At 64.5% G+C, this 11,820-nt stretch carries 9 protein-coding genes; all 9 read right to left on the reverse strand.

Annotation, left to right across the window (positions count from 1 at the left end; translation table 11 throughout):
* Positions 1-46 precede the first annotated feature (46 nt).
* On the reverse strand, positions 47-1,213 hold the full coding sequence (locus PQQ95_RS32910; protein WP_408445586.1) for a glycosyltransferase family 4 protein: 1,167 nt from the start codon (positions 1,211-1,213) through the stop codon (positions 47-49).
* Positions 1,210-2,460 carry a glycosyltransferase family 4 protein gene (locus PQQ95_RS32915; RefSeq protein WP_408445589.1) on the reverse strand — a complete coding sequence of 417 codons (1,251 nt, stop codon included), beginning with the start codon at positions 2,458-2,460 and terminating at the stop codon, positions 1,210-1,212. The genes PQQ95_RS32910 and PQQ95_RS32915 overlap by 4 nt, the downstream gene beginning before the upstream one ends.
* Complete coding sequence (locus PQQ95_RS32920; protein WP_408445592.1) at positions 2,457-3,917, reverse strand: glucose-6-phosphate isomerase; 1,461 nt, start codon at positions 3,915-3,917, stop codon at positions 2,457-2,459. The genes PQQ95_RS32915 and PQQ95_RS32920 overlap by 4 nt, the downstream gene beginning before the upstream one ends.
* Positions 3,918-3,920: 3 nt before the next feature.
* Positions 3,921-5,171 (reverse strand): glycosyltransferase, encoded by a 1,251-nt coding sequence (locus PQQ95_RS32925; protein WP_408445595.1) that lies wholly within the window; start codon positions 5,169-5,171, stop codon positions 3,921-3,923.
* 99 nt (positions 5,172-5,270) lie between these two features.
* Positions 5,271-6,203, reverse strand: coding sequence for a glycosyltransferase family 2 protein (locus PQQ95_RS32930; RefSeq protein ID WP_408445597.1), 933 nt, complete (start codon positions 6,201-6,203; stop codon positions 5,271-5,273).
* A 75-nt stretch (positions 6,204-6,278) separates the two neighbouring features.
* Positions 6,279-8,477 (reverse strand): polysaccharide biosynthesis tyrosine autokinase, encoded by a 2,199-nt coding sequence (locus PQQ95_RS32935; protein WP_408445610.1) that lies wholly within the window; start codon positions 8,475-8,477, stop codon positions 6,279-6,281.
* Positions 8,478-8,635: 158 nt separating this feature from the next.
* Positions 8,636-9,871: a polysaccharide biosynthesis/export family protein gene (locus PQQ95_RS32940; RefSeq protein WP_408445613.1), complete on the reverse strand. Its 1,236-nt coding sequence runs from the start codon at positions 9,869-9,871 to the stop codon at positions 8,636-8,638.
* Positions 9,865-10,320: an arsenate reductase/protein-tyrosine-phosphatase family protein gene (locus tag PQQ95_RS32945; protein WP_408445600.1), complete on the reverse strand. Its 456-nt coding sequence runs from the start codon at positions 10,318-10,320 to the stop codon at positions 9,865-9,867. Before PQQ95_RS32945 ends, PQQ95_RS32940 begins: the two co-directional genes overlap by 7 nt.
* Before the next feature lie 36 nt (positions 10,321-10,356).
* Positions 10,357-11,811, reverse strand: a complete 1,455-nt coding sequence (locus tag PQQ95_RS32950) for a UDP-glucose dehydrogenase family protein (protein WP_408445603.1) — start codon at positions 11,809-11,811, stop codon at positions 10,357-10,359.
* Between the last annotated feature and the right edge of the window lie 9 nt (positions 11,812-11,820).

Genomic DNA, 11,820 nt, shown 5'->3' on the forward strand with positions numbered 1-11,820 from the left:
TGTCTTTCAATGCATCCGACCCGCCGCAACCGCTCCCGGTTGTCCTTCAATGCACCCCGCCCGCCGCAATCGCCTCGCTATACACCGAGGCCACCCGTTTCGCGATCACCGCGTTATCGAAGTTCTCGCGGGCATAGCGGCGGCAAGCATCGGCATCCGGCAACTTCAGCGAGCCGTTCAACGCACCTGCCAGGCCTTCAGCGATCGCCTTCGCGCCGGTCGCCGGCAACACCAGATTCGGCGACAAACCCGCCACCGCTTCCGGCAAACCGCCCACCGGCGTGACCAGCACCGGTGTACCGGAAGCCAGCGATTCCACGGTAATCAGCCCGAAGCCTTCCAGCGCCACCGTCGGCACCACGCTGATATTCGCCGCACGGTATAGCGCCGCCAGATGCTGATCGGGCACGAAGCCCAGCAACTTCACGTTGTCCTCGAGACCCGCCTCGGTGATACGCGTCTGTAACTCGCCTTCCAGGCGCCCCTTGCCCGCGATCAACAGCAGGACATCGGGTTCGGTGCGCTTGAGCAGCTTCACCGCATCGATCAGATCTTCCAGACCCATGCGGCGCACCAGACGCCGCACGGCCAGCACGATCGGCCGGTCCTGCGGCAGTTGCAGTTTCAGGCGCGCCTCGGCCGGCGTGATCGGCAAATTGAACTGCTCGACATCCACGCAGCCCGGCACCACGCGCACGCGGTCCGGCGCGATGCGATAGCGCGAAGTCAGAATCTTGCCGAACGCCTCCGACAACACGATCAACCGCGACGAGCGCGCATACACCGATTGCTCCAGATAGCGCTTGGCGCGTTGACCAAGCGAATCGGCGCCTTCCACGTGGCTCTCGTCGGCCCACGGTCCCTGAAAATGCGAGACCTGCGGAATGCCGCGCGTCACGTCGAGACCCGGAAACGTGTACAGCGCGAAGTGCGACGAAATCACGTCGGGACGCGAGGTGCTGATCTCCTGGCGCAGCGCGCGGCGTGCCGCCATCAATCGCAGCGGCAGCGACTGCGCGGCGGAGCCGAAGCCGTTGATCGCGCCACCGGTGTCCGCGGCGACTTTAGGCGATCCCGCCACCACGCCGCGCACCGCGACGCCCGCGCCGGGCAATGCGCCGACCAGCGAATAGTACATGCGGTCGAGGCCGCCCGCGCGCTCGGGAAACCAGTGCATCCCGATCTGCAGCGATTTGATTGAGCTTGTGGTCATGATTGTTGCCCCTGTGCGTTATGGTGGTTTGTCTGTCCGGCCAGCGTGTTCAGCGTCAGCGCGTCGGTCCTGGCGACCGCCGCCGCTTCCGCTTCGCTGCGTCGGCGGTCTTTCTGCTGCCCCGCCAGTTGCCGGTACAGTGCGATGTATTGCGCGGCCATCCGCGCCCAGCCGAAGCCAGTCGCGAGTTCGCTGGCGGCGACGCCCATCGCGCGGCGCGCGTCGTCGTTTTCAGCAAGGCGCGCGACGGCGCCTGCCAATGCCTTGGGGTCGTCCGGGTCGTCGAGCACGATGCCGCATTCCGGCGTGATGATCTCCGCACCGCCCGCCGTACGCGCCGTGACCACCGGCAGGCCCGCGGCCATCGCTTCGAGCAGCGACAGGCTCATCGCCTCGTAGCGCGACGGAAACACGAACGCGTCGACCGAATGCATCAGCACCGGCATCTCCTTGACCAGCCCCAGAAAATGCACGCGATGCGCAATGCCGAGCGCCTTCGCTTCTTCCGGATACGGACTGCCCGGCAGAAACCCGGCCACCGCGATCTGCACGTGTTCGGGCAGATGCTTGAGCGCTTTCAACACCGTGCCGAGATTCTTGCGCGGCGTGCGCAGGTCGCCGACGAACAGCAGCAGAAATGCGTCCGCCGGCAAGCCGAATTTCGCGCGGTCGCCCGTGGCGGCTGCGAAGCCCTGCGTATCGACGCCGTTGTAAATCACGTCGACGCGGTTATGAGGTGTCAGCCCGATCGCGCGAATCTCATCGGCGACCTTTTGCGATACCGCCGTGATCACCTTCGAGCGACGGTAAGCCCAGCGTTCGAGCAGCGCATTACAACGCGTATAAACCGACTGATACGCGGACCACACGCCCTTGGTAAGCCCGAACGGGTAGTACTTGCTGCCGAACCAGCCGCTATGCACGAAGTGCGAGGTGTTGACGTCGGCGGGCATCCACGTGATGAAACCGTTCACGTGCAGCACGTCGAATTCACGGCGATGCGCGCGCAACCACAAGGCGCTTTTGAACGCGAACACCTGCTGGCGCAGCAGATTGGTGGGCCACCAGCGGCCGATCTTCATCGGCACCCAGCGGACGTTCGGATGCGCGAGCAAATCCGGCGCAACGTGCGACGCGACCAGCGTCACACCGATGTTTTCATCGAGCGCGGCGCGCGCAATCTCGTGGTTGACGCGCCCCTGGCCGTCGTTATGGCGTACGACGTGCGTGACAATGGCGACTCTCAATCAGTGCCTCCGTGGAGAAATAGCGTGCGTCTGCGGTTCATCTTTTCGTAATGCACCGCGGAAAGGATCGAAAAAACACTCATGAAAAGCAGCAGGCCGCCGGTGCCGACCAGCGAATTGGTAAACACCAGCATTGCGAAGGTCGCGAGACTGAGGCTCAGGCAGGCGGACACGAATTTGTCGTTGCGCAGCTTGAACGAGGCGAGCGCCGCGCGGACCACCAGCCACACGATGCCGGACATGTAGAGCAACGTACCGGGCCAGCCGAGTACGAACGGGATGTTCATCACGCCACTGTCGAAGTTGCCGTACTGGCCGAGCTGGCCGCCGTCGTTCGAGAGCTTGGTCGAGGTGCCGGTCGCGCCCATGCCTTCGCCGGAGACGTCGGTGAAGGCGGTCTTCGCGAAGGTCGCGTAGAACTCGTTACGCGCGGCGTAGCTCTGGTCGTCGCTCAGGTTGACGAGCGTGTTCAGGCGCGCCTGCATCCGCTCGGCAACCGGCCCGACCGTGAGCAGCGGCACGCAAAGACCGGCAAGCAATACCGCACTCGCAACGATCCGCACGCGCACCTTGTTGTTCGACTTGACCAGCTGGATCAGAAGCGCGATCACCCAGCCGCCCCACGTCGACCGCACGAGGCTCAGCGCGAACGAAAAGAAGCCGAGCGCCGCCGCGACCCAGCGTACCCGGTGCGTCGCCGCCATCACGTAGACCATTGCCCCCATCATCGCGAACGCGAACGGTCCCGACGAGTTCATCGTGCTGAAGACGCGCACGCCCATCGGCACGGCGTCGCCTTGCGAATTCATCTGCGAACCGAGCATCCACAGCGCGTCCCACGGCGGCATGATGAAGAACTGGATCAGGCCATAACCGCCCATCACCAGCATGCCCCAGATGAAGGTATTGACGATGGTGTCGCGGTACTTCGGGTACTGGCGCGTGTGTGCCATGATGTGAAAACCGATCAGGATCGGATAGAGCCAGTTCGCGAGGTCATAAGTCGCGGCGAGCGGACCGCTCGACATCACGCCGATCATGAATGCATAGGCGAGCCCCATCAGAATCAGCAGCACCGGCAGGCCGCGCCGCTGCGAAAGCAGCTTGTAGTAGCGCAGCAGCGAGAACGCGCTGATCATCGTCACCGCGAGCGGCGCGACCTGGATCAGGCTGGTCGGCGTGAACGAGCCTTTGGACCAGTCGGCAAGACGCCGCACTTCCGGGCTCAGGAACCACAGCCACCACATGAAACCGATGTAGCGCGCCGGGCTCTTGAAATAGAGCCACAGGCCCGTCAGGATCGCGAGCACCGGGAATCCGAGCGTGAGGACCGTGCCCTGATGCGCGATGATCAGCATCACGGTGATCAGCCACAGTAAGGCCTCCGGCAACCACTCCTTGCGGGCGCCGGACAGTACCCGCTCCGCGTTATCGCCGCCTCGCGCAATCGTCGACATCGTTTAGAGACCTCCGCGTGATTCGCGCGGGCCAGAGCGTTGGCGTGGCCCCTGGCTGCCCGCGCGGACTCGCGCCGGCTGGTTCACCGCCGTGGCGGTGGCCGCCGTACGCGGCGCCTTTGCCACGGCATCGGCGTCGGCCGTACCGGCCATCACGCGCCCGCGTGACGCAGCCCTCGCCCGCAGCATCTCCTGCGTCATTCTCACGTGCTGCATCGCATAGTTCTGCGTGGTCAGATCGCGCGACAGCAAACCGGCAGCCGCCGCCTGTGCCTGGTGCAACGCATCCGCAGGCGAAGCGGCCAACTGGTCCACCGCCTCACGCAACGCCTGCGGGTTGAACGGCGGGATATACGCCACCTCGCCCGCCGGAAAGTAATCCTGCAATGCGCCGACGTTGGTGACCACCATCGGCTTGCCGACCGCCGCCGCTTCCAGCATCACCGTAATGCCCGAGGCGTGCGAATTCGGCCGCAACGGCACGACGATCAGGTCGGCCCAGTCGTAGAGTTCGTGCTGCTTTTTAATGCCCGAGAACAATGCGATCTCGACATTCGGCGCGCGCAGCGAAGCGGGAATCCGCCGGCGTGTCGCGAGCTTGACCGTGTAGCGCGCATCGTTGCCGAAAGCCTTGATGAGCGTCTCCCAGTCGCGGTCGCGATCGTTGCCAATGGCGGCGATACGGATCGGCGTGTGCGGCGTCCACCCGGTCGGCACTTTGACGGGAAAATCCTGCGTGTTCAGGCCGTAGAGAAGCGGCTTCGCTTCGCGGTTGAAATAGCGCTGGCACAGTTCGGCGTTTTCGCTGGCAAGCGTGGTCAGTTGATCGGCGCGCGTCATCAGCTTGCGATACAGCCACCTGCGCAGAATCCCATAGGAAGGCCATTTATCGAGCAGCCACACGCTTTGCGCCAACAGCAAGGGGCCAGTAGCATCTCCGGCCTTGCGGCCGCTCAGCAGCAGCATTAACGCGGCGGAGAGCCATTCCTGCTCGGTATGCGTCCAGATCACGTCCGAGCGCAACATCTCGGCACGATTGCGCCACGTATGAATGAAGTCGAACCCGAGCGCCGCTTTTAGCCCGCGGCGCAGCAAACGCACCGGCTTGCTCTCGCGCGCGTCCTGCGAATACGTAAGCGCGAACGCGTCGGATTCCGCGTGGTGATAGCCGTACAGGCAACCGATATCGTCGCCCGGACGGTAAAAGCGCGGGTCGGCGCCATAAAACAGATGAACGTGTACTTTCGTACTCATGCAGACACTCCGCTCTGCCGGTGGAAAGGGGCATCGGCTGGCGCGAACAGGCGCCAGTACCGATGCACGAACGTGCAGGACGATTGGGTCACGCGGCGCTCACGCCGTCCGTGACAACGCGCGGCGCGCTTCATGCGCCCCGGTGCGGACCGCGCGCCAGCGCGACAGCCTCAGGCGTGCCTGTTTCGACATCAGCGCAAGCGCGGCATGCGTGAGGCCCGGATAAACGCGCGTGCCCACCAGCGTCCACCACCACCACGCGGTCTCGCGGCGCAGCGGCGGCAACTGGTCGCGCAGGATCAGGTGGAAGTTGAAGGCGGCATTGCGCAACGCCGCCATGGTTTGCGCGTCGCGCCGGTCGTCGTCGAAACGTTCGGCCGGGAAATGGTCGACGGCTACGCGCGGGTCGTACATCAGCTTCCAGCCGGCGTTCTTCACGGCGAGGCTGAAGGCCATGTCGTTGTGAACCTGGGCGCCCGCCCCGCGCAGACGCTGATCGAAGCGGATCGTGCGAACCGCCTCGCGCCGGTAGCTCATGTTGGCGCCCTTCAGGATGTCGACTTCGCGTGCGCCGCCGACCCCAAGGTGGTGATTACCGATGATCTTGCCGTGCGCCGTGACCTTGCCGACCAGCGGCCGCTCGCCGTCGAGCACGCGGCCTTTTTCATGCACCCAGTCACGACCACCGAGTGCGCCCAGACGCGCGTCGCTCCCGAACGCCGCGGCAATCCGTTCGACCCAGTCGACGTGCGGCGCGGCGTCGTCGTCGGTAATCGCGATCACGTCGCCATTGGCCGCATCCAGCCCGCGATTGAGGGCCGCGACCTGGCCGGGCACATCTACCAGCGCGACGGACAACGGCAGCCTGCCCGGCACGGCGGGATCGCGCAGGCAGATGTGCGTCGCTTCGTCGTCGGCGCGCGCGACCACCACCACTTCGTCCGGCGCGCGCGACTGCCGTTGCAGCGCCGCGAGGCAGCGCGCCAGGTCGGCCGGGCGGCGGTAAGTCGGAACCAGTACCGTCACTTTCATCGTGATGTCCTTTTCTCTCGTGTTTGCGCTGGCATCGGAACGCCGGGTTTTGCCAGGTGGCTCAAATGCTCAGACTCAGGTGCTCAAATATTCCTGGACCGCTGCATAGCCACGGTCGTAACCGCCGCGCGAACGCGCCGGCATACCGTTGAAAATGCCGCCCTGCACGTGCACACCCGCGGCGCGCAGACGTTTCAACGACTCCGCGATCTCGCCTTCGTTATGCACGCCCGAGCGCATCACGAAGAAGGTCGAACCGGCATACGCGCCGATGATCGACGCATCGGTCACGGCCAGCACCGGCGGCGTGTCGATCAGGATCACGTCGTAGCGTTTGGCGAGGCCGTCGAGGTACTGCGGCAGACGCGGCGACATCAACAGTTCCGACGGATTCGGCGGACGACGGCCGCACGAGATGAAGCTCAGATTTTCGACGTTCGAGGCGCGGATCGCTTCTTCGAGCGAGATCTGCCCGCTCAACAATTCCGACAGGCCGTTGTCCTGCACACCGCCCACGTACCGTTCGAGCACGCCGCGACGCATATCGCCGTCGATCATCAGCACGCGTTTGCCCGAGTTCGCCAGCAGCACCGCCAGGTTGACCGTCAGGAAGCTCTTGCCGACACCGGCCATGGGGCCCGTCAGCATGACGATACGGTTCTTCGCGTCCATCATCGTGAACTGCATGGACGTACGCAGGCTGCGCAGGCTTTCGATCGTGACGTCCTTCGGCCGCGCATTCGCCAGCACCGAGCGCAGGCGCTCGCCGCCGCGCTGGAAGCTGCTTTCGAGCACGGCCTGTTCGGCGCTCAAGGGCACGAGACCGTACACCGGCAGATGGAACGCCCGCTCGATATGGTCGGGGTCGTCGATCCCCTTGAACATATTGCGGCGCAGGAACACGAAACCGGTGCCGCAGATCAGGCCCAGAATCACCGCAGCCGACAGGATCAGCACCTTCTTCGGCTTGACCGGCGCGCCCGGGCGCATCGCCTGGTCGACGATATGCACGTTGCCGCCGGTGCCGGCCTTCTGCACCGAGAGCTCCTGCACGCGGTTGAGCAGCAGCACGTAGATGTCTTCCGCCACTTTCGCGTCGCGTTGCAGCTGCACGGCCTTCACTTCGGTCGCCGGCAGATCGCGGAAGCGGTCCGCGTATTTGGCGCGTTGCGCTTCCAGTTCGGCCATCTGCTGGCGCGCGGCCACGAGCATGGGGTGGTCGTCGCCGTAGCGCTCGGCCAGTTGCGTCATCTGCAAACGCAAACCGGCGATCTGCTGCTCGTACTGCACGCTGCCTTCGAGGTAGACCTTGGCTTCGTCGCTCGCATTGATCGAGCCGGATTGACGCTGGTACGCGGTCAACGCAGCTTCGGCGCGTTCGAGGTCGGCCTTGAGGCGCGGCTCTTCGCTCTTCAGGAAGTCGAGCATCTTGCTCGCGTCGACCTGCTTGTTCGATACGTGTTGACGCACATACGATTGCGCGAGCGCATTGGCCACCAGCGCGGCGTGTTCCGGGCTCTTGTCTTCCAGCGAGATCTGGATCACGCCGGTCTGCTTGCCCTGCTCCTGCACGGTAATGGCCGATTGGAACGCGGTGATCGCGTCGAGATCGTTAAAGCGCGTCACGGTGAACTCTTCACCCGGGCGGGCCACCAGCTTGCTGACGAGGATCGTCACACCGCCGCCCTGCTCCTGCTGACCCACCTGGCCGCGCAGCAGCAGCGAGCCGTTCTTTGCGTACAGCTCGTAATGCTGATCGTCGAACACCTTCATCGTCAGCTTCTCGCCTTCGAGCGCAGGCACCACGTCGAGCGAATCGACCTCGGCCTCCTCACCGCCCCATGCGTACGACGACAAACCCAGCCACGGCCGCGCCGGTTGCCCCGGCGTCGCCATGTGCGCGGCGATGCTGCCGAGCAGCGGAATCGTCTTCGGCGCGACGCTGAAGTTCAGCTTCAGTTGCTGGACCACCGGACCGACTACGCCGCGGCTCTTGATGATTTCGATTTCGGCGTCGGTCGGCAGGGAAGTCGAGCCGCTGCTGATCGCCGCGCCCGTCTGCGTCTGCGTGAGCGCCTGCGAGGTATTGTCGGACTGCTCGACCCGCACGTGCGCGTCGGCCGAATAGATCGGCTTGGCGAGGAAACAGTACGCGGCGGCCAGCGCGACGATCACACCGGCGATTGCGATCAGCCACCAGATGTCGTCGAGGATCACCTGCACCAGTTGCCCGAGGACGACGTCCTCTTCTTCGGTCTTGATCGGACCGGCCATGTGTGGAGAGATTTGATTGCTCACAATTCGATCCCGTTTCGGTTGCTTCGGCGTGGGCTTCAGCGTGTGCTTTGGCATGGGCTTGCGCGCTTGCCTCGGCGTTTGCTTCGGTCCCGCGCCCTGTGAGAGCGGCGCGGGCCTGTCGACGGCTCAGACGGTCATTTCGTCAGTTGCTTCAGGTAGAACAACGTCTGGATGGTCGGCAGGACTTGCTGCAACACACGGTTGAACGTGGTCGACGCGGCAGTGCCCACATACACGACGTCCATCGGCTGCAACTGGAACTGGGACGACAGCATGATCGCGTCGGGCTGCGTCATGTCGAGGCGGTACACGTCCGGCGTGGTCGGATGCTCGCGCATGCCGCGCATCACGAAGATCTGGCGCGGATTGGCGTCCGTGTCGAGAATGCCGCCCGACTGCGTGAGCGCGTCGGCGATCGTCAGCCGGCCCTTCAACATCGGCAGCTGGATCGGCGTCTTTACTTCGCCCATCACGAAGATGCGGCTGTCGCTGCGGTCCGGAATGTTGATCACGTCGCCGTTTTGCAGCATCACGTTCTGCGTGGTGTCGCCCTGGTCGAGCATGCGGTTGGCGTCGAGCACATACAGCTTGTTGTCGCGCGTGAGGCGCACCCGCTGGATGTCGGCGTCGCTGTTCGTGCCGCCCGAGCGCGTGATCGCGTCGACCAGCGTGAGCGGCACGTCGCTGATGGCGAGCGGGCCGGGCGTCTTCACGTCGCCGGTCACCTGCACCTTCTGGCCGCGGTACGACAGCACGCGCACGTCGACCTGCGGGTTACGGATATAGCGCACAAGGCCGGCGCTCAACTGATCGCGCAACTCGCCCACGGTCTTGCCCGCGGCCCGGATGCGGCCGACGAACGGGAAAAAGATCGTGCCGTCGGCCGCGACGGTCTGGCCGTAAGGATCGGCCTGACCCGGCAGCGCAGCGGTATACGGCTGCTGCAGGGCGCCGCCGATCCACTGCGTGGTGTTGCCGCCCGCGGACAGCGTGCTGCCCTGCGGCGTGGTCAACTCCGGGTGGTCCCACACGGTGATGCCGAGAATGTCCTGCGGCGAGAGCCGGTACACGTACTGCGACGGATCGCTATAGCGCGAAACCGGCAGCGCCTGTTGCGCGGCAGAGGCTTGCGCCTGCGCTTGCGCCGCAACCAGCGGGCCGTCGATCAGATGAACCGGATAGGTTTCGTTAGCCTGCTGACTTTGATGCTGGCCGTCGTCTTTCAGACGGGACGTGTCGAGGTAATTGCCAGGTGCGGTAGCGCAGGCCGACAGAAAGGACGTCAGCAAAAGCGTGGCGGCGAACTTCGACTTAAAACCTGTGAAATCGACGTTCGCGAATGTGTGTGCAGTGCGTTTTTTCATCAGCATATTTTCTTCAGCCATCCCATGACCAGGTGTTCGATGAGCACGAGACTCTCCCTATAGTCGGCTTCCTTGCCGCCGTGCGGATCGGCGACGTCGGAATCGTCTTCCCACTTGCCGAGCGGATAGACCTTGCCGCGCGAGGCCGGATCGAGCGCTTCGACCGCGCTCACCTGCGCGCGCTCGGTGACGAGCACGAGGTCGGCGGAACGCACGAGCCGGCGGTCGAGGCGCCGCGAATAGTGGATGCCGGAGGCGACGCCCTGCTCGGCGAGCAGGCGACGCATCACCGGGTCCATGGCGTGGCCGTTGGTGGCGCGCAGGCCCGCCGAATGAAACGCGATCGGCGCTGAAGACTGCCGCGACGGCACACGCTGCCTGGCCTTGAACAGCATCTCGGCTGCGGGCGAACGGCACACGTTGGCGTGGCAGACGATCAGAACGTTGGCGAACATGGCGGGCTCCTTAATGAGGCGTAGTGGCGCGACGGCTTACTGCCCGGTCTCGACGGTGTCGGCCACTTCGACCGCATCGACCGTGCCCGGCAGGCCGTTCGCGCCGACCTTCGCCGGTGCATTGCGCAGCGCGTGCTGACGGCCGATCGCGTGATACTCGATACCGAGTTCGAGCAGCGCGTCCGGCTCGTACAGATTGCGGCCGTCGAAAATCAGCGGCGTGGTGAGGATTTCCTTGAGCGATCCAAAATCCGGACTCTTGAAGACCTTCCATTCAGTGAGGATCACCAACGCATCGGCGCCCACGGCCGCGTCCATCTCTTCGTTCACGAACGACAGGCGCGCGTGCTGTTGCGGCACGTCCTTCAGATCGAGCGCGAACACGCGCTTCGATTCGTCGATCGCGACCGGGTCGTAGGCTTTCACGCGCGCGCCGCGGCGCAGCAGTTCGGCGATCAGCGGACGGCTCGGCGCTTCGCGCATGTCGTCCGTGTTCGGCTTGAAGGCGAGGCCCCACACGCCGAAGGTGCGATCCGACAGGTCTTCTCCCAGACGGTCGACGATCTTCTGCGCGAGGATCTTTTTCTGCGTGTCGTTGACGGCTTCCACCGCCTCGAGAATGCGCAGGTTGGCCTTGTGGTCGGCTGCGGTGCGAATCAGCGCCTGCACGTCTTTCGGGAAGCAGGAACCGCCATAGCCGCAACCGGCATACAGAAAGTCATAGCCGATGCGCGGATCGGAACCGATGCCGCGGCGCACCGCTTCGATATCCGCGCCGACGCGATCGGCCAGATTCGCGAGCTCGTTCATGTACGAGATACGCGTGGCGAGCATCGCGTTAGCCGCGTATTTGGTGAACTCGGCCGAGCGCACATCCATGTACAGCGTGCGTTCGCGATTGCGGTTGAATGGCGCATAGAGGCGCTTCATCAGCTCGCGCGCTTTTTCGCCGGGCACGTCTTCATCGCAGCCGAGCACGATGCGATCCGGACGCGTGAAGTCTTCCACCGCCGCGCCTTCCTTCAGGAACTCCGGATTCGACACCACGGAGAACATGTGGCTCGCGTTGCGCGCGGCCAGTTCTTCGGCGATCACGTCGCGCACACGCGAAGCCGTGCCGACCGGCACCGTCGATTTGTCGACGATCACCTTGAAGCCCGTCATATGGCGGCCGATGTTGCGCGCGGCGGCGAGCACGTATTGCAGGTCCGCGGAACCGTCTTCGTCGGACGGCGTGCCGACCGCGATGAACTGGATGTCGCCGTGCGCGACCGCGGCTTCGATGTCGGTCGAGAACGTCAGGCGGCCGGCCTTGCGATTGCGCGCGATGATCTCCTGCAGACCCGGTTCATGGATCGGCACGCCGCCGTTGTTGAGCACGTCGATCTTGCGCTGATCGACGTCGAGACAGAACACGTCGTGGCCGATGTCGGCCAGACATGCGCCCGTCACGAGGCCTACGTAGCCACTACCGATGATCGTCAGGTTCATGTATTACAC

This window comes from Paraburkholderia caffeinilytica (genome assembly GCF_046030355.1).
In the GTDB taxonomy this organism is placed as follows: domain Bacteria; phylum Pseudomonadota; class Gammaproteobacteria; order Burkholderiales; family Burkholderiaceae; genus Paraburkholderia; species Paraburkholderia caffeinilytica_B.

Excerpts from the sequence above, each read along its gene's own strand:
- PQQ95_RS32935 (WP_408445610.1), bottom strand. The coding sequence starts at position 8,477 with ATGGCCGGTCCGATCAAGACCGAAGAAGAGGACGTCGTCCTCGGGCAA.
- PQQ95_RS32910 (WP_408445586.1), bottom strand. The coding sequence starts at position 1,213 with ATGACCACAAGCTCAATCAAATCGCTGCAGATCGGGATGCACTGGTTT.
- PQQ95_RS32925 (WP_408445595.1), bottom strand. The coding sequence starts at position 5,171 with ATGAGTACGAAAGTACACGTTCATCTGTTTTATGGCGCCGACCCGCGC.
- PQQ95_RS32930 (WP_408445597.1), bottom strand. The coding sequence starts at position 6,203 with ATGAAAGTGACGGTACTGGTTCCGACTTACCGCCGCCCGGCCGACCTG.
- PQQ95_RS32920 (WP_408445592.1), bottom strand. The coding sequence starts at position 3,917 with ATGTCGACGATTGCGCGAGGCGGCGATAACGCGGAGCGGGTACTGTCC.
- PQQ95_RS32950 (WP_408445603.1), bottom strand. The coding sequence starts at position 11,811 with ATGAACCTGACGATCATCGGTAGTGGCTACGTAGGCCTCGTGACGGGC.
- PQQ95_RS32945 (WP_408445600.1), bottom strand. The coding sequence starts at position 10,320 with ATGTTCGCCAACGTTCTGATCGTCTGCCACGCCAACGTGTGCCGTTCG.
- PQQ95_RS32940 (WP_408445613.1), bottom strand. The coding sequence starts at position 9,871 with ATGCTGATGAAAAAACGCACTGCACACACATTCGCGAACGTCGATTTC.